This is a genomic window from Marinoscillum sp. HNIBRBA16962 (genome assembly GCF_057801515.1).
This window is the reverse complement of sequence record NZ_CM173603.1, coordinates 39,637-57,679: the sequence shown is the minus strand read 5'-3', so window position 1 is coordinate 57,679 and position 18,043 is coordinate 39,637. Positions and strand designations below refer to the sequence as shown.

13 protein-coding genes are annotated in these 18,043 nt (G+C 42.5%); 1 reads left to right on the top strand and 12 read right to left on the bottom strand.

What is annotated here, in order from left to right; translation table 11 throughout:
• Window positions 1-139: 139 nt before the first annotated feature.
• The 8 genes from AC3E9V_RS00230 to AC3E9V_RS00195 form a co-directional block, all read right to left on the bottom strand.
• Window positions 140-721 carry a hypothetical protein gene (locus tag AC3E9V_RS00230; RefSeq protein WP_488751165.1) on the bottom strand — a complete coding sequence of 194 codons (582 nt, stop codon included), beginning with the start codon at window positions 719-721 and terminating at the stop codon, window positions 140-142.
• A gap of 308 nt (window positions 722-1,029) precedes the next feature.
• Window positions 1,030-3,057: a T9SS type A sorting domain-containing protein gene (locus AC3E9V_RS00225; protein ID WP_488751164.1), complete on the bottom strand. Its 2,028-nt coding sequence runs from the start codon at window positions 3,055-3,057 to the stop codon at window positions 1,030-1,032.
• A gap of 275 nt (window positions 3,058-3,332) precedes the next feature.
• Window positions 3,333-4,247, bottom strand: a complete 915-nt coding sequence (locus AC3E9V_RS00220; protein WP_488751163.1) for a hypothetical protein — start codon at window positions 4,245-4,247, stop codon at window positions 3,333-3,335.
• 162 nt (window positions 4,248-4,409) lie between these two features.
• Entirely contained in the window at window positions 4,410-5,033 is a 624-nt protein-coding gene (locus AC3E9V_RS00215; protein ID WP_488751162.1) for a transposase, read from the bottom strand.
• A gap of 475 nt (window positions 5,034-5,508) precedes the next feature.
• The gene (locus AC3E9V_RS00210; RefSeq protein WP_488751161.1) at window positions 5,509-6,681 is read right to left on the bottom strand and encodes a thiolase family protein; all 1,173 of its coding nucleotides are present in this window, start codon (window positions 6,679-6,681) and stop codon (window positions 5,509-5,511) included.
• A gap of 339 nt (window positions 6,682-7,020) precedes the next feature.
• On the bottom strand, window positions 7,021-7,395 hold the full coding sequence (locus AC3E9V_RS00205; protein ID WP_488751160.1) for a four helix bundle protein: 375 nt from the start codon (window positions 7,393-7,395) through the stop codon (window positions 7,021-7,023).
• A gap of 130 nt (window positions 7,396-7,525) precedes the next feature.
• The gene (locus AC3E9V_RS00200; protein WP_488751159.1) at window positions 7,526-9,925 is read right to left on the bottom strand and encodes a 3-hydroxyacyl-CoA dehydrogenase/enoyl-CoA hydratase family protein; all 2,400 of its coding nucleotides are present in this window, start codon (window positions 9,923-9,925) and stop codon (window positions 7,526-7,528) included.
• 31 nt (window positions 9,926-9,956) lie between these two features.
• Entirely contained in the window at window positions 9,957-10,433 is a 477-nt protein-coding gene (locus AC3E9V_RS00195; protein ID WP_488751158.1) for a MarR family winged helix-turn-helix transcriptional regulator, read from the bottom strand.
• Window positions 10,434-10,766: 333 nt separating this feature from the next.
• Here AC3E9V_RS00195 and AC3E9V_RS00190 point away from each other — a divergent pair, with 333 nt between their 5' ends.
• Window positions 10,767-11,342: a hypothetical protein gene (locus AC3E9V_RS00190; protein ID WP_488751157.1), complete on the top strand. Its 576-nt coding sequence runs from the start codon at window positions 10,767-10,769 to the stop codon at window positions 11,340-11,342.
• Here AC3E9V_RS00190 and AC3E9V_RS00185 read toward each other — a convergent pair.
• The 4 genes from AC3E9V_RS00185 to mnmG all read right to left on the bottom strand — a co-directional run bounded on the left by AC3E9V_RS00185 (window position 11,339) and on the right by mnmG (window position 18,010).
• Window positions 11,339-13,144: a tetratricopeptide repeat protein gene (locus AC3E9V_RS00185; protein ID WP_488751156.1), complete on the bottom strand. Its 1,806-nt coding sequence runs from the start codon at window positions 13,142-13,144 to the stop codon at window positions 11,339-11,341. The genes AC3E9V_RS00190 and AC3E9V_RS00185 overlap by 4 nt on opposite strands.
• A 404-nt stretch (window positions 13,145-13,548) precedes the next feature.
• A complete protein-coding gene (locus AC3E9V_RS00180) occupies window positions 13,549-15,267 on the bottom strand; it encodes an Ig-like domain-containing protein (protein WP_488751155.1) in 1,719 nt (572 codons plus the stop codon).
• Window positions 15,264-16,142: a class I SAM-dependent methyltransferase gene (locus tag AC3E9V_RS00175; RefSeq protein ID WP_488751154.1), complete on the bottom strand. Its 879-nt coding sequence runs from the start codon at window positions 16,140-16,142 to the stop codon at window positions 15,264-15,266. Before AC3E9V_RS00175 ends, AC3E9V_RS00180 begins: the two co-directional genes overlap by 4 nt.
• A gap of 2 nt (window positions 16,143-16,144) precedes the next feature.
• Complete coding sequence (gene mnmG / locus AC3E9V_RS00170) at window positions 16,145-18,010, bottom strand: tRNA uridine-5-carboxymethylaminomethyl(34) synthesis enzyme MnmG (RefSeq protein WP_488751153.1); 1,866 nt, start codon at window positions 18,008-18,010, stop codon at window positions 16,145-16,147.
• Between the last annotated feature and the right edge of the window lie 33 nt (window positions 18,011-18,043).

Here is an 18,043-nt window from a genome sequence, read left to right as displayed (position 1 = left end):
ATACGCACTGCGTCATGAAGATTAATTCTCCCACGAGCAGAAGAGGATAGAAAGCACTTTAGGTTCCTGGCGGCTGATAAGTGGGATGTTTAGCAGTCACTTTGGATGACTAAGTAAGGCCATGCGCCATCATCGTCTGTTACCTTGAGTCTTTTTCTACAAATTGGGAGTTAGAGAGTGTGTAATAAAAGTTGCTATGATACTTTCTGTATTGATTTTCTATTGAATCGGAGGCACGAATCTTACCATGCTCGTATTCAAAATAATATCCATTTCCTCCGTTAATGACGTAATACTTATCAAATGCTATGATGTAATTTTGATCATTGGCTGGGCTATGATAACGTCCCAGTGTTAAAAACTTATTACTTTGATTTATCGCGTTCATTAATATGACTTTTTGATGAGGTAAATAGTCAATTGGTTTCTCGTTGTACTGTACAACAATCTGATCCGCGTCATTTTTTAATAGAAAATAATCTTCAACAGTTGTTACACTCTCAGGAATTACTTCAGTGCAAAATGTCATATTCCAATAAGAATTTAGTAAACTGTCTTCTAGGTGTAAGAAAATTTTACTGCTATCAATTTTTTCAAGCACTCCCAAATGTTGAATGAATTGCAGATTCAGTTCCAGATCACCTAACTTGAAATTAGATTGGCCAAAGGATGAATTTACTGACACAATACAAATAGCTATTAGAAGAGTTGTTCTTTTCAAATTGACTGTTTTTTACTTGTAGTAATTCAAGGTAACATTTGAATACCCTGACCAAAGGTCAGCATATTCACCCTATAGCTTCTCCTGAGTTTAACTTACTAAGAAATACAAGAAGCTAATTCTCCATGCCATAGATAGCTAACATCAGAAGAAGTATATTTTTATTTTCTGCTCTACAACTTACGAAAATCTACCATTTATAGCAATTGTGATTTTCTGGTGCTCAGAATAAAAAAAGCCACCCGTGTGGATGGCTTGATTTTGGCCCTTATGGTGTTTCACCAACACCCTCGCGAGATTATGACCTCTTATTCCTTCACGATCTTTACCGTAGAAACCTTACCGCCTTTATAAGCTTTCAGGATATACACCCCCGTATTCAGGTGCCTGATATCTGCTTTCCCATAGATAAAACGGACCTTCATTTCTTCACCATTGAGTGAGTAGACACGCAATTCATCTAACGTAGCGTCACTGCTCACCTGCATATAATCAGCCGACGGGTTTGGAAAGACCAAAAGGTCCGGGGAATCCTCCGTCAATGCACCCAGTAGTATCTCAGAAATGATTTCGGAACAGTCTTCATTGAAAGAAGCAGCCGGACCTATATTGCCTGACCATTCATCAGCTGCATTCCTTGCATTGTCTACCTGGATACAGATAAGGTAAGGGTTTCCTGCTGCCTCAAACTTATTCATGATGTAGTTCTTCCCACTTTTCATGTTCAATGAGGTCAATCTATTATTGTTTACTTCCAGGTGCCTGAGTTTGGCGTTGCCACTCACATCCAATGATGAAAGCATATTGTACTGTGCACGTATCAGCTCCAGTTTAGGATTGGAAGAAAGATGGAGTGCAGTGATTTGGTTGTTTTGGATATGTAACTCCTTCAGGTACTTATTGGCACTCAGGTCAACTGAGCTGAGATTATTATAATGCGCTTTCAGCCCGGTAAGGTTTACAAAAGCTTCAATACCGGTAAGGTTTGAGATATTTTCTTCATTGACTTTAATCAAACCCGTAAAATCCCTGGCTTCATTCACCTGGATTTGACCATCGCCATAGATGTTGATATTTTCATCGGCCAAAAGGGCTGCTTTGAAATTGGCATCAGGAATGTTCACTACTGTATTCAAAGGCCTGCAGTCCGTGCTGAAGACAACGCTTTCATCTACTTTTTCAGACCAGTTTGCTTCCGCAAATCCCACATCGTCCACCTGGATACAGGATAGGTTCGAGTTACCGGCTGCATGCAACGATTCCCACGCCATACCATTCCGGATATTCAGTATAGCCAGGTTATTGTCATTAATCCTCAATGTACGAATGGCCGTTTCGCCCAAGTCCAATGATATCAATTGGTTCCCACTTGCATTAAGGTTCTCAAGGTTTGGGTGAAACTTTATCTCCGTTAATTGATTATCGCTCACATTCACTTCCCCCAGGATCGTGTTATTGGATAAATCCACGGTTGTCAGGTTGTTATCATGTGCAAATAGGGACTCAAGATTGATAAACGCCCCAATACCTGTCAGGTCTGAAATTCCCATGGAATAAACCTGAAGAATTGTCACCGCTTCAGCCTCAGGTACCTGGATATGATCATCTCCATTGCTATTGATATCCGGGTCGCCTACCAAATAGGCTTTAAAATCATTGTCAGGAATATAGACTACCGGATCCCCACAATCTGTACTGAACGACACCCCTTCATCCACATTTTCAGACCAGTTATCTTCCGCATAAGTGACGTCATCCACTTGCACACATGTGAGCCTGGGGTTTCCTGTTGCCAGGAAATTATACATGACAATATTATTCCCTTTGCGGACATTGAGTGCATTCAAATTATTATTGGTCACTTCGAGGAATCTCAATTTAATATTGGCGCTCAGATCCAATGCATCGAGGCTGTTGTTTTGGACACGCAACATATCCAGTTTCGTATTGGCCGAAAGATCGAGTGAAGTGAGTTCGTTGTGTTGAAGATGAAGCTGTATTAAGTTTACATTCGCACTCAGATCAACAGAAGTAAGAATGTTGTAATGAACCCTTAAGTCAGTCAGTGATGTAAAAGCCTCTATTCCTGTAAGGTCAGTTATGCGTTCACCAATGACTAGTATCTGTCCATCAAATACTTCCGCCTCACTCACCTGGATTTCATTGTCTGCATTGGTATTGATATTTTGGTTGGCCAAAAGGACTGTTTTGAAGTTTTGGTCTGGGATGTTCACGACCTGTGCTGCGGCGCTTCCTGCGTAAAGAATGCAGAGCAGGAATATTAAAAAGCAGGTGAAAAATGGGTTTTTTCTACCTGTAGAAAAGTTTGTAGTCATAATGTTGTCCTTTGGGGTTGTAAATTCCTACGGATGGGATTTTACAATCTAAGTGAGACACCAAGGTACCCAAAATGGTCTGGTAACGAGCAGGTTACACCTTTACAAAGGGATTACATTATGATATTGTAATGATATATATGGGCTCTAAAAATCTTCTCTCTCAGATATCCTGAAATGTTATAGATTATTTATCTAAAGAATGGGCAGTAAAGCGGTAATATACCGCTTTTAAGCAAAGGTTAGACCGTCTTTGTTCGGAGGGTTTTGTAACTTTATTTTTCTGCATCTTTCAATTCCTGAAGTTCCCTTTCCAGTTTTTCGGTTCGAGAACTATATTCTTCCACTTTCTCTAGCAGTTTGATCTGATAAAGGGTAAGTTCTTCGATCTTCTTCAACAGCCTCATGTTCATATCTCCAAGATCGATCCCATTCATTTCCATTTCTGATGCTGAAGGGATTTCTGGGAGATGTTTATTGACATTTATGTATTCTTTGGTTTCTTGGAGGGTTCGGAGTTCGTAATCAGGTTCAAAAACGTAATCGGGAGCTACTCCTGCAATCAATTCTACCTTAACTTCTTCACACTTGATTTCTCCATCCACCGTAAATTCTCCATTCTTTCCAAATTTGATCGTTTTCCCCGTATTGTAATCATTATAGTAAAGTGCGTCTTCTGTTGGATCGTAATCAAATCCGCGATTTTCTGAGAACCTAAGTGCATTATTTTTAATCCAAACAGCATTATTATCTATTGCAAAAAGATTACCTGCACCTTGCTTGGTGTAGTTTAAAGTTCCGGAGGGATTATTATAAATGAATCTTGATACCATTGTTCCATCACTAGCAAATGCCACTATTCCATCATTATTGGAATTAGCATTGATAATCAATCCTTCACTTGAAGAGGAATTGCCAATTACAAGAGTATTAACACTGGTACCACTAATGTTCAGTTGGTTAGTTCCTATGCCGACCTTGCCCAAAAACCAGCCATTCCCACCAACATCACCTAGTTTCACAACCTGACCATTATTGTAGTCGTTGTAAAAAACCGCATCTAAATTTGGATCATAATCAAATCCACGAGCCTCGGAGAATCTTATTTGGTTTTCGGGCACATTGTGTTGTGCATTGACCACTGTAGAAGCTCCCAAAAGGAGTACCGCGAATAGAGTTTTGTTTTTCATAGTAGAATTAATTTTAAATGAGGTGTTGAAGTAGAGTAGAGCCTGCCAGCCCCACTTTTCTATAAATATAGCAAAACAGAACTGTCGGGGACGCTCAGTCAGCGCCCCCTGCATCAATAAAGACCTATAAGGTTTTTGAAACCTTATAGGTCTTCTTGTGTCCTACATATCAATCATATCTATTTTCGGGTCAATGGGTTGCTGGTGAAACTTTATGTAAGCTTCCTTTCCGCCAAACCATTCTAAAACTTCATCCCTCAATAAAGCGGTAGGAGCATCGGACAGCATAGAGTTATAGCTGTCAAACTCCCATACGCCTATGGCTTTGGTAAGTTGGTGATGTACCGCGTTCTTATGAATATACCACACAAAGGAAGTGAAATCACTATCTTTCTCAGCTTTGCTTCGCTTAAGATAGTCCATAAATAAGGCTCCTTTTCGTTTGTACATTTTATTAAAAGCCTTGGTATAACTGTTCAGGCAGTTACTAAACCGCTCCATAATAAAATCGGGCAGGCTGTGTTGCAGCTCATTAAAACTTGCTTTTTTTACTTCTTCAAAATGTTTAATGATAGTTCCTTCATTGTGTATCCTTCCTAATAAATGAAAATGATTGGGCAACAAGGTGTAACAGTAGAAGCTACACACGTGGCCTGTATGTTGTTTTAATTTTTGAAGCAAGAAACGGTAATTATCGGCTGAAATGAACATTTTCTCGCTGCCAACTGCCCGGGAAAAAAAGTGGTAAATCTGGTCGGGTAGTAAGGGTTGGTGGTAATCGTTCATTGGTTTTTTAATGTTTAGGAGTTTGGTTGGTTTGGTAAAATAAACCTATAAGGTTTTGAAAACCTTATAGGTTTCTCAAGTTTGTGGGTCTGAATTACCAGGGCTCAGGCCTTGACCTGACTGAACAGGAATAGCGGAGAGATCTTTTTCTTCTAAATCGAAAAAAGTTCCTTCTGCGAAAAGCCTTCCGTAGTAGCAAGACAAAAAAGTAGGATCAGAATGATTGCTCTCATGGTAAAAGGTTTTGCTTTTTTCAACTTACGAAAACCCACCATTTATAGCAACTGTGACTTTCTGGTGCTCAGCAAAAAAAGCCATCCGGGGTGGATGGCAGAAAAAACTGTCATATCGAAGTGTAACGGAGATGTTTTTCATGATCCAGATAGAGTCTATATAATTTCTATTTTCCAGAAAATAGATAGAAAGATTTCTCCTTCGTCGAAATGACAGTTTTTGATTTCAGAGAGGAATTATATTAATTCAAAAACTCATAAATGCCGGCTACTCCCTGGCCGCCACCTACACATGCGGTGACCATGCCGTACTTGCCTTTTCTGCGGCGCATCTCGTTGAGCAACGTGATGGAAAGCTTTGCTCCGGTGCAGCCCAGCGGGTGACCCAGTGCGATGGCACCTCCGTTCACATTCAGCTTTTCGGTATCCAGATCCAGCTCGCGGATCACTGCCAGCGACTGTGCAGCAAATGCTTCGTTCAGCTCCACCAGGTCCAGGTCGTTTTGTTTCAGACCGGCCTGCTTCAGCGCCTTTGGCACGGCCTCTACGGGACCGATCCCCATGATCCGCGGATTGACACCAGCTGCGGAGTAGCTCACCATCCGGGCAATCGGCTCGAGGTTGTACTCTTTCACCATTTTCTCCGACATCACCATCACAAAAGCTGCTCCGTCTGATGTTGGCGAGGAGTTTCCGGCGGTCACCTGGCCGCCTTGTTTGAAAGCCGGACGAAGTTTGGCCAAAGTATCCATATTGGTATCGGCTCGAACGCATTCGTCCGTGTCCACGGTGAAGGATCGTTTTTTGCGTTTGTCGCCCTCCATGTAGACTTCTTCCACATCGATCGGCACGATCTCATCTTTGAATTTGCCATCAGCGATGGCTTTCGCTGCTTTCTGGTGAGACTGCATCGCAAACTCGTTGGCATCTTCCGGTGTGATCTTGAAATCTTTGGCAATCTCCTCAGCCGTCAGCCCCATGCTGAGGTAGTATTCCGGATTTTTCTCAGCGATCTTAAAGTTGAGCGCCGTTTTGTATCCGAGCATCGGCACGAGTGACATGGACTCGGTACCTCCGGCTATGATACAGTCGGCAGTACCGGAGTGAATTCTCGCTGAAGCCAGGTGAATGGCTTCCAGCCCGGAACCGCAATATCGATTCACGATCATGCCCGGCACTTCGATGGGTAGCGAAAGCAATGAGATCATCCGTCCCATCTGCATCCCCTGCTCTGCTTCGGGAATGGCATTTCCTACGATCAGGTCATCGACACGCTTGGCATCAAAGCCATCGATCGATCCGGTTAAATGTTTGATGATGTCGGCTGCCAGGTCATCGGGCCTGTAGAAGCGGAAGCCTCCTTTTTTCGCCCGGCCCACTGCCGATCTATATCCTGCTACGATGTATGCATCCATGGGTGTAGTGTTTTAGTTCCTATTTAAATTTTTCTAAATATTTGTTGTTTCGGTTTCTATTTACATTATTTCCAGTAGGCAATAAGCAAAATGCAATAGGCAAAAACTTATTTGTCGCTTTGTCTCAGATATTTTTAAAGCAATGATCTTTCCAGCGCACACCTTTGGAGGCAATCCAACGCCAACTTGGTGGGCGGGATCCCTTTAGGGAATCAAAGGGTGAGCGTAGGCCTAACTTCTTTAAATAACAGTATCCAATCAAATCTTTATTTTCTTTCTAATTAACAGTACCCAAGTAGGCAATAAGCAATAGCTTCCCGAAGCTTCGGGGGCAAATACTTATTTGTCGTTTTGTCTCAAATACTTTTCAGGGTTTTTGATCATGTGGTTTAGCAGTCTGCCAACCTCTTCAGATTTATCCATCAAATCCTTACAGGTTTTTTCATTTACATATTCACAGGCAGATGCAAAATCCAACCAAACCTGCGTTTCGGTATTTTCCATATCTGCATCTGAAACTTTGTTTACAAAATAGTTTTCGTATTGTCTTTTTCTGTAAGCTTCACCAACAGTCGCACAAACCGAACGAGAACATCTCCGAATCTGATCTGTGAGCGAGTATTTTTCCTCTTTTGGAAAAGCCTTGCTTGTTTCAAAAATATCCATAGCCAATGCAAACGCTTTTTTGTAAACCGTCAGACCTCTAAAACTCATTTTGCTATTTCATTTTTAGCTCGGGTTGCCATTCACCTCTTGCTTTTGGTTCCCTACGCTGATCCCTTTTTTCTCTGCACGGGACGCCAGCGGAAGGATTAAATTGCATTTGCCATTTGTCTATTGCCTACTAATTCCTCAACGGTCTCCCCTTAAACAAAATACTCTGTATTCGCTCCAGCGTTTTTTGCTCACCACAAAGACTTAGGAATGCTTCACGCTCCAGGTCGAGCAGGTATTGCTCGGACACTTCAGTCGGTGCGGAAAGGTCTCCGCCATTCATCACGTAAGACAGCTTTCGGGCAATCTTCGCATCATGCTCGGAAATGTACGACCCGTACTTCATGCCCGTGATCCCCGCTTCAAACATCGCCATGCCGGTTCGGCCCTGAACTTTGATGTCGTTTCTCGGGATCGGCTGGGTATAGCCAGCATCCGCCAGCTCGATCACCCGCTCTTTGGCATCAGCCAAAAGTCGGGCACGATTGAGCGTGATCCGATCCGCAGGTCTCAAAATATCCATATCCCTGGCTTCCAGTGCCGAAGTTGACACTTTCGCCGTAGCGATATTCATAAAATATTCCTGCAGCGTGTTTAGTTCCGGGTCGTTTGGCATGTAGTTATCTGCTGCGCGCATCGTCATCTCTTTGGTGCCGCCGCCACCCGGGATCAGCCCTACTCCTACTTCGACCAAACCGATGTAGGTTTCGGCATGTGCCTGGATGGCATCACAGTGTAGTGAAAGCTCACAACCGCCACCGAGCGCCAGTCCGGAAGTTGCCGCCACAACAGGTACCGAAGAAAAACGAGCCCGGGTCATGGTCTGCTGAAACTGGCGGATCATCAGATCGATCTCGTCAAACTCCTGGTCCACGGCAAACATGAACAGCATCGCAAGGTTGGCGCCTGCGGAAAATTGTTGGGCTTCATTCCCGATCACTACGCCTCGATAATCTTTCTCGGCCATGTTGATGGCTGTCTGAATTCCTTCGACCACTTCACCACTGATGGAGTTCATTTTGGTGTGGAACTCCACATTCAGCACTCCGTCTCCAATGTCGTAGATTGTGGCTCCTTCATTGTTCCAAACCACATTGTTTTCTTTGAACGCTTCAAGGAAAATAAAGCCTTCCGTACCCGGAACAACCTTGTACGATTTGGATGGAATGTCGTAGTAGTGTTTCTTCCCTTTTTCGAATTTGTAGAATGACTCGTTTCCTGCCTCGAGCATTTCATCCACCCATTTGGCAGGAGCCAGGTCCATTTTTTTCATTTTTTCCACACAGGTTTTCACACCCATGGCATCCCAGGTTTCGAACGGTCCCAGTTCCCAGCCAAAACCTGCAGCTACAGCCTGGTCAATCCGATATAGTTCATCGGCTACTTCCGGTATGCGATTGGTGCAGTAGCGGAAAAGATCGAAGAAGGTTTTCCGGTAAAATTCCCCTTCGCGTCCATCCGCCTCGATGGCTATTTTCAGTCGCTTCTTAAGATCTTCTTCATTTTTGGTTTTGTCGAGCACATCCAGCTTGATCTTGCTTTTCGGCTTGTACTCCATCGTTTTCAGGTCGAGCTCGAGGATCTCTTTTTTTCCATCCTCGACTACTTTTTTGTAGTAACCCTGTTTGGTCTTATCGCCCCACCATTTTCGGTCATACAGTTCCTTGACGATTTTCGGAAGTTTGAAGACGTCTTTGGATTCGTCTTTTTGCAAATTGTCCGCGAGGCCCTGGGCAACTTTTACTGCAGTATCAAGACCCACAACATCCATGGTTCGGAAAGTTGCCGATTTTGGTCGGCCGATAACCGGACCGGTGAGTTTGTCTACTTCGTTTACCCCGAGGCCCATTTCTTCTACGGTGTGCATGCCCGACATGATCCCGTAAATACCAATGCGGTTTGCGATGAACGCTGGCGTGTCTTTGCAGAGTACGGTTTCTTTCCCCAGGTAGAGATCACCGTAGTGCATGAAAAAGTCTATAACCTCCGGATCTGTTTTTTTAGTCGGGATGATCTCCAGCAGTTTCAGGTAGCGTGGTGGATTAAAAAAGTGCGTCCCGCAAAAATGCTTCTGAAAGTCTTCACTTCTTCCATCCATCATAAAGGAGATTGGTATCCCGGATGTATTGGAGGAAATCAGCGTTCCGGGTTTCCGATGCTTTTCCACTTTTTCGAAAAGCGATTTTTTGATCTCAAGATTTTCCACTACCGCTTCGATCACCCAGTCATAGTCTTTGATCCTCTCCAGGTCATCATCAAAATTTCCGGTTTTGATCCGCTCCGCAAAATCTTTATGGTAGAGAGGTGCCGGCTTTGATTTTACCGCGGCTTCCAGCGCGCCGTTGACGATCCGGTTTTTTACCAGCGGTGAGTCCAGCGAAAGGCCTTTTGCTTTTTCATCGTCGGTGAGCTCTTTCGGGACAATGTCCAGCAGGAGTACTTCCAAACCAATGTTTGCAAAATGACAGGCAATCCTGGAACCCATGATTCCTGATCCCAATACTGCTGCTTTCTTAATGGTTCGTTTCATATTTAGAGTTATTTCTGAGTTATTGATTATTTCAAGCTTTGCCTGTTTCGTAGATAAACGCTTCGGCTAGTTTCTCAAATAGGTTTTTATCTTCAATTAGCTCAATGACTTTTCGGGTAACTGAAATGAAAGTTTCCAGATCATCGTCCGGAACGATTTCCTGGATACGCTTATTAAATTCCTTTACTCCTTTTCGCGAAAACTCTCGCTTTTCTTTTCCCAGGTCTGTCAGAAAAATTCGGACCGAACGCCCATCGGATGGATCTTTTTCTCGAAATATCCACTTTTTCTCTTCCATGGTTTTGAGCATCCGGGTAAGTGATCTCGCTTCAAGTCCCATGAGCGGTGCTATTTTCGTAGCAGGTGTGCCCTCTTCTACATCGATGTTTAAAAGTACAAATCCGGTAGAAGCGGTCACATCAAAATCTGCCCCATACTGATTATACATCCGGGATATTGCATGCCACGCTACTTTTATATTATAGTCTACAGTTTCTTCTCTCTTCATTTATTCACGGTTGAATGAAGCCGATATTGCTTAAGTATCAGCTTATTCAAAGATATAGAAAATTTGTTATGCATGCATACTATTTACCATCAGATTGAGACCTTTATCCAGCGTAGGGAAAAAAGTGGAAATTTTTAAGTAGAGCACCTCCAAAGTGATGATCAGGTTAAGAGGCCAAGCCAATGGCATATCGGTGAATATGCGTTAATTTTATGCTAATGAAATGAGCATAATGCCGGGGACTAACCGTCCGCACTTGTAGTCTCAACCTAAGCGATCCGAAAGGATTGCCAAAAGCCAAAGGCTAAGAGCTAAAAGCCAATTTTTAGACATATGAACAACGAGAATACACAGACCGAAATTCCGCAAAGTTTTTATTCCTTCCACAATGAAGGATTGTTTACCCGCTGTATAGAATGTGAGCGGGATCTGATGAAAGACGGATGTGAATACGTGATCGAAAAAGCGGTTCGCAATTATCCGGATTACAAAACTTCGGATGTGGTCTTTGACTATGCCATCTGCTTGGATTGTGCAACGAAGATTTATCAGCAACTTTCAAAGGAGTCCGCGGAGTGTATCCAGAACTATTTTTCTGAAAAACTCAATGTAGAACAGCGCGCAAGAAATATCGCTCAGGCTAATGGCAACATTGAAGAGCTGATCGGCCAATGCATGATCACTCAAAAACCAAGGGGTCAGGCTTCCGAATACCAGATCTTTGCGCACTGTATTGGTGACAAAGTGAATATGCAGAATCCTCCCTACATGCTGAGCGGCGAAGTATTGACTGAATTGTCAGAATTGTTATCTGAGAAAACCCGAGATGAGCTGGACGGATTTTTCAATAAACATTTTTCTCCTGATCCAAGCCTGATGGAACCAACTCCAAGACTGGTTTTGGTTTAATTGATCAGATCGCCGCGTAGCTCGCGGATGCGTTTTCTCGCCTCGGCGGCATACATACTTCCCGGATGTTTCTTGAGAAATTCCGTAAAAACGAGCTTGGCTTCTTCTTCATCGTTGAGGTAATCCTGCAGTATGACCGCCTTTTTGTAAAAAGCATCGTCGCTGAGAATATCGTATTTAAAATTGGTGATGATCTTATCCAACAGATCAATTGCTGCCCGATAATTTCCTTCTTCGAGATTCATTTTGGCCTGCAGCCAGTAAATTTCATCGGTCAGGGAGTGGCCGGGATTTTCTTCGAGTAATTGGGTAAGTCTGACTTTTGCCACGGAGTCTTTATTTTGGAAAAGCAGAAGCTCAATATTGGCAAATTCCTGCATGATGAGATCTGTGGTATCAAAAACAGTATTGTCCGTGATCAATAAGCTCAGAGCGATCGCGTCATTTGAAATTTCACGAGTGGTTGCCAGCTTGAGTATATCCAGATGACTTTTTGCCAGGGCAAAGTCGCCGGTATAATAATTGAGTCGCGCGTTACGCAATTTTGCTTCGTATCCCATTGGTGATTCTTTATCAGATTTTTCTACCTGTGAGTAAAGCAGTGTTGCCTCCCAGGGCTGATCAATGAGCAGATACATATCGCCCAGATCCAGTTTGGACTCTGAAACGAGATGTGCAGGTGACCGCCTGTTGTCAATGATGTAGTTTAAAATAGTGATAGCCGTATCCAGCTCATCCAGGTAAAAAGCATGGAGCAGGGCTTTGTTTCTCATGGCTTCCAGTGTGACAGGGTTTGGACCGAGCTCTTCAAAGAGGGTACCATATTCCGTGGCCAGTGTCCGGATCGCTTCCCGATCTACAGGGTATTCGCTTTTGATTTTATTTTCACGTGAGCGAATGAGTAAACGGCGAGCTGCCGCATAGTTATAGGAGTCGCCGTATTCTTCAATCACGTATTCAAAAATATCAATAGCATCTTCCCAGGCCTTATTGTCATAAGCGATATATCCGATCTGCATGGACTCATCACCCGGACTTGCGGTTCGCTTGTCAATGGCACGCGCCTGAATAAAAGCGGAGTAAAAGTTTTTTCGCTGAAGCTCCAGCCAGATGAGGAGATCGGGGTAAAGCATCTGTTCCGGATACTTCTGAATTTTCTTAATTAAAGTTTGTTCCAGGTACTCCTGATCTTCCTCTTCGTTAAGGATATTTTGAAAAAGATTTTTTACGTAGGTAAGATTCGCCGGATTTCCTTCTGCATAGTTGATGTACTCCTGAGTCATGGCGGGTTTATCATTCTTCAGCCGATAGATTGCGGCCAGGTCCAGGGCAAAAGCCGAAGAGCGTCCGTTGATCTTTCGCGCCAACTTGTAAAAACTGATTGCTTCATCATACATTTGATTGGCCACGAGATTTTGAGCAATTATGCTCAACTGATATTGGTTCTCCCGATAGGTTTTGAGCAGCTGCTCAATCATCGCTTCTTTTCTATCCTCCTGGTCGGAGATTTTGTAGAAGTTTACCAGATCCACGAGATATTGCAGGTTGGTAGGGTAGATTTTCAGGACTTTATCCAGGTATTTTTCTGCACTTTTAAAATCCTTCTTATCCATGAGAAGCTGTAGGTAGTTTGAATGGATTAGCGGGATCGCGCGCCTATTATTGGCAAGGTCATCATAGATAACCAGGGCTTTTTCATATTCACCTTGCTGATAGTATTCATTGGCCAGCTTAGCGTCATCAGTTTGCGCAAACAGAATTGTCGTTATGAAAAAAAAGAAAATGATCGAGAGGTTTCTCATGCTGGATTCTGATTAGTTATCCACGTTAGATGTTTACTTATATATAATAAATAGGTTTTAAAAAATTAACTTATTTCTATTATTAACCCTGTGGATATGTGGGAAAGTCCTGAAAATTTAATTTGGAAAATCGGGTTGTTTATAAATGCAAGGGGCTTCCACAGATTTCCACAGGTTATACCATATTCAGTTTATTGAAAGTCAATCATTTACGAATTTAATCTACATATTGTAGATAAGCCTATGTGAATTATATTTTAAGTTTATGTTATTGACAAGTGGTTGAAAAATGAATAGTTATTCTCATTGAGTAACACCGATCTGAATGAATATGTGCCATCGTGGGTAACAGAAATTAAATCCACAATAAGATCCACGGTTATTCACAAGCTACACACAGAGAATCAGAAGGAAAACCGGAGCTCATTTTCCCAGTTTGCCCGGATGTTGGTTTTTTCTTTAAAATAAACTGCAGGTTCAGGTTCAATATTTTGCAGGATGTTGCCAATGGACCATTTGCCATCTCCGTTTTCATCAATGAGCACTCTTACCCAATATTCACCTTGTGACACACGTAAGAAGGTGCAGGTTTCACAGGTAGATAATGTTTGTACAGGCTTATCACCTTTCATCAATTGTACTAGGTATGATTTCTTATCTGTAGTGATTTTGACCTTTATCAGGCCAAAGTTTTCATTTGATCCAAACGAATACGTACCGGTCATGCTCTGAGAGGTATCCTGCTCCACCGAAATGAAAGCTCCTGCTTTATATCCAAGTTGGAATCGGTCTGTGGGGTATGAGTCCAGTTTATTATAAAGGAGAAGTGTAGTAGAGTCCACATCAGTGGAATCTCCTATGAGTTCTTGTTGAAAATGCTCTAACTGTGTTTTAATGAAATCCTGAGATAGCTGAGGCAAAAGATATGATATGGAGGTATTGTTAAAATTTGCTTTGATGGAATCAATTTTTAAAGGCACCTGGTAAAGCGTATCAATTTTTAAAAAGACAAAGGATGAGTCTGCCAGGCGTGATGGTTTGTTAAAGGAAACTCCGAATTTTTTACCTGGGAAGATGGGAACGGATTTAGCAGGTTTGAGATCCGTTTTATATTCGGAGGTCTTTCTGGAATATTCCCTAAACTTTACGTATAATGTATCAGTACTCGTATTTCCTAAACTGTCCCGTGCAGAGAGGATGGTTTGAACACTGTCATTTTCTGAGATGGATAGGTTGTTATAAAATCTTACACTTTCTTTTTTCTCATCTGCAAAGTCTGTGGCAAAGTCGCCTCCTTTGACTGAAGCATAAAGTGAATACTCGACTATTGGTTTTGAATATCGGGCGTTGAAATACCGGGTAGCCGGTCGACCGGAAATAAGTTTTAATGGTGATGCGTTTATTGGGACTGTTGTAATCAGGATGCTATCTTCTATGGACTCTGTCAGGTGAATGGTATCTGCAAGGAAGCCGTGTGTTTCTTTTCCATCCAGGAGTTGATTTCTGTTTTCATCACCATAGGCAATAAGTCTGTATCTACCTTGCTTTACATTTTGAATACGAAACTCACCGGATTTATCAGTATTATAGAAGTAGGTTGGTTTGTGTAAGAAGATATCAAGTGAATCTGTGAATTTGTACAGGGCGACTGTTATTTTCTCCATAGGTTTATCTGTGAAGAGGTCTTTCACATTACCGAAAAGGTAGAGTGAATCGATGTAGGGTCCGGTACTGAAGGCAAGTATTAGATTTTCTGCGGGATTTCTTTCAGTGATATCCGTAATGCCATCAAAGAAGTTTAGTGTGTAAGTAGTACTGTCCTCAAAGGGTTCGTCAAATTTTATGGTGATTGTTCTCTTCTTGACAAGGTGCTTGTATTTATTTTCGGTGATAGGCGTGACCACAAGACTTTGCTTCAGTTTATCTGCAGATATAAATTCGTCAAATGTAAGTGTGATGGTTTGACCGCTAAAGTTGAGTGTTTGATCTTCCGGAATGGAAGTAATTAGTGCAGGTGGAATGGTATCCTTAGGTCCGCCAGTAGGAGCAGAAGGATTGGCACAACTCTGAAATAATGCTTCTAAAAGAAGTATTGCTATTAGTGAAGAAAAAAGGTTTCTCATTGGGTAAGAACGTAAATCAAACTTGAATATTGACCTGTTGATTTTGCTTTTTTATTGGATAGGTACCCTTGTCTGAAGGCCTTTAGGAAATTTGATTTTCCTGTTTTGTGTTTTTCACTGAGCAGGGATACGTAGTAAGCATCAAACTTCATTGGATAAACATTTACAACATTTAGTTTGCACTTGTTTGCCAGGTAAGTAAAAGACTTTTTGGAAAAATGATAAAGATGTCTGGGTACGTCGTAAGCAGCCCAGTACTCCTGGTAGTGTTCTGCGTCATGAGATAAGTGGTTAGGCACTGCGATAAATAGAAATCCTTTTTTTTCCAGTCGCTTCCGTAGAAAGTTGAGTGTATCGCGTAAATCATGCACATGTTCCAGGACGTGCCAGGCAGTCACTACGTCAAACTTTTCTTCTTTTTTGAGTTGAGTTATTGTAGTAGAGATTTTTGATCCTGTTACCGTTTCAGCTATTTGTCTGGCGGAAGCGTTTGGTTCCATCCCTGATACCGTATAGTTTTCTGTCTGGCAGTAGTCTAAAAAGGTACCGGTCCCACAACCAAAATCAAACAGGGATTTCCCAGAGGTGTACTTATTGATAAGCTGAAGTTTCTGACGTAAAGTAATCTTCCGCACCGATTTATACAGGAAATTGGTGAGGTTATTGGCCTGGTTGGTGTGGGAGATGTAATCTTCACTTTGATAATACCTGCCTATATTTTCAATAGTGGGTCTGGGGTTGGTGAAAATCAAATCACATTTCTGACAGGTAACAAGTGCAAAACTCTCACCAGTGACTGAGTAATCCTTACAAATCTTGTAGTTGATAAATTTTGGGTGTTTACAAGAGGGACACTCTTCTATTTTTTCGTACATAGTTATTTTCCCATATATACCATTAAAACAGAAACATCTGCAGGAGATACTCCACTGATCCTGGAAGCTTGGCCGAGTGTTGCCGGTTTTATTTTTAGCAACTTTTCTTTAGCTTCTGCTGACAGGGCAGGTATCTTCCTGTAGTCAAAATCAGGGTTAATCTTATGGCTTTCCAAAGATGCTATTTTCTCTGAATTCTGGCGTTCTCTTTCTATATAAGTTTCGTACTTGATTTGAATTTCAGCCTGTTCTTTTATTTCACCAGAGATATTTTTTAGATACTCTGTAAGATCATCGCCGATTTTGTGCAAAAACTGCATATCTACATCTGGTCTTTTCAGGAGCTGATAGAGGGAAGATTTATCTTTAATTGGTGCCGTACCCAGCTTTTCCAGTGTGGGATTGATATCATCAGGTTTGTATTTCTTCTGTTTGAGATCATTGATGACACGTTTGGTCTCGTGCATTTTGTTCATGGCCATCTCGTATCGATGGTCTGAGGCCAGCCCTATTTCATGGGACCGTGCTGTTAATCTCAGGTCTGCATTGTCCTGTCTGAGCAGGAGTCTAAATTCAGCTCTGCTGGTAAACATCCGATAGGGCTCTTCTGTGCCTTTGTTAATGAGGTCATCTATGAGCACACCGATGTAGGCCTCAGATCGTTTTAGTATAAACGGATCTTGCTCTTTTACTTTCAGGTGAGCATTTATACCTGCGAGCAATCCCTGGCAGCCGGCTTCTTCATACCCTGTAGTTCCATTGATCTGTCCGGCAAAGAATAGGTTTTCAATGCGTTTTGTTTCGAGCGTAAGGTTGAGTTGGGTTGGTGGAAAGAAGTCATACTCTATTGCATAGCCGGGCCGAAACATTTTTGCATTTTCAAATCCCGGGATCTGTATCAGTGCTTTGTACTGTACATTTTCAGGAAGTGAAGTAGAAAAGCCGTTTACATAGACCTCTACCGTATCCCATCCTTCAGGCTCAACAAATATCTGGTGCCGGTCTCTTTCTGCAAACCGGTTGATCTTGTCTTCTATAGATGGACAGTATCGTGGACCAAGTCCTCTGATTCGTCCGTTGAACATGGGGGATTTTTCGAAACCTGTCTTCAGCGTATCGTGGACGGTTGTATTTGTATAGGTGATCCAGCAACTTCTCTGCTTTTTCAGGGCTGTGGTAGTATCAAGGTATGAAAATTTACCAGGCTCCTCGTCACCAAGTTGCTCTTCCATTTTAGAGTAGTCAAGACTTCTTCCATCTACTCTGGGTGGTGTTCCGGTTTTCATACGTCCGCTTTCAAAGCCCAGCTCTACCAGTTGCTCCGTTATCCCTTTGGCTGCTCGTTCCCCTGATCTACCACCGCCAAAGTTTTTATCTCCTATATGTATGAGGCCGTTTAGGAAGGTTCCATTTGTGAGCACTACAGCCCTGGCTTTTATTTCTAATCCCAGACTGGTTTTAATCCCCACTACCCTTTTATCCTTAACGATAATCCCGGTAACCATTTCCTGCCAGAAGTCAACGTTTGGAGTATTTTCGAGGGCCAGTCTCCATTCTTCAGCAAAGCGCATTCTGTCGGATTGTGCTCTGGGGCTCCACATAGCAGGCCCTTTGCTTCTATTGAGCATGCGAAACTGGATCATGGTTTTGTCTGTGATGATCCCGGAGTATCCACCAAGTGCATCTATCTCCCGCACGATCTGTCCTTTTGCCACACCGCCCATGGCCGGGTTACAAGACATCTGTGCAATGGTGTTCATATTCATAGTAGCGAGTAGAACTTTGGATCCCATGTTGGCAGCTGCAGCTGCAGCTTCGCAACCTGCATGCCCGCCCCCTACTACGATTACATCATACTCTTGAAACATATAGGTTCTTTCTTTTGATCGTTATAAAGCCTT

Excerpts from the sequence above, each read along its gene's own strand:
- AC3E9V_RS00210 (WP_488751161.1), bottom strand. The coding sequence starts at position 6,681 with ATGGATGCATACATCGTAGCAGGATATAGATCGGCAGTGGGCCGGGCG.
- mnmG (WP_488751153.1), bottom strand. The coding sequence starts at position 18,010 with ATGTTTCAAGAGTATGATGTAATCGTAGTAGGGGGCGGGCATGCAGGT.
- AC3E9V_RS00175 (WP_488751154.1), bottom strand. The coding sequence starts at position 16,142 with ATGTACGAAAAAATAGAAGAGTGTCCCTCTTGTAAACACCCAAAATTT.
- AC3E9V_RS00200 (WP_488751159.1), bottom strand. The coding sequence starts at position 9,925 with ATGAAACGAACCATTAAGAAAGCAGCAGTATTGGGATCAGGAATCATG.
- AC3E9V_RS00220 (WP_488751163.1), bottom strand. The coding sequence starts at position 4,247 with ATGAAAAACAAAACTCTATTCGCGGTACTCCTTTTGGGAGCTTCTACA.
- AC3E9V_RS00180 (WP_488751155.1), bottom strand. The coding sequence starts at position 15,267 with ATGAGAAACCTTTTTTCTTCACTAATAGCAATACTTCTTTTAGAAGCA.
- AC3E9V_RS00195 (WP_488751158.1), bottom strand. The coding sequence starts at position 10,433 with ATGAAGAGAGAAGAAACTGTAGACTATAATATAAAAGTAGCGTGGCAT.
- AC3E9V_RS00225 (WP_488751164.1), bottom strand. The coding sequence starts at position 3,057 with ATGACTACAAACTTTTCTACAGGTAGAAAAAACCCATTTTTCACCTGC.
- AC3E9V_RS00205 (WP_488751160.1), bottom strand. The coding sequence starts at position 7,395 with ATGAGTTTTAGAGGTCTGACGGTTTACAAAAAAGCGTTTGCATTGGCT.
- AC3E9V_RS00190 (WP_488751157.1), top strand. The coding sequence starts at position 10,767 with ATGAACAACGAGAATACACAGACCGAAATTCCGCAAAGTTTTTATTCC.
- AC3E9V_RS00215 (WP_488751162.1), bottom strand. The coding sequence starts at position 5,033 with ATGAACGATTACCACCAACCCTTACTACCCGACCAGATTTACCACTTT.
- AC3E9V_RS00185 (WP_488751156.1), bottom strand. The coding sequence starts at position 13,144 with ATGAGAAACCTCTCGATCATTTTCTTTTTTTTCATAACGACAATTCTG.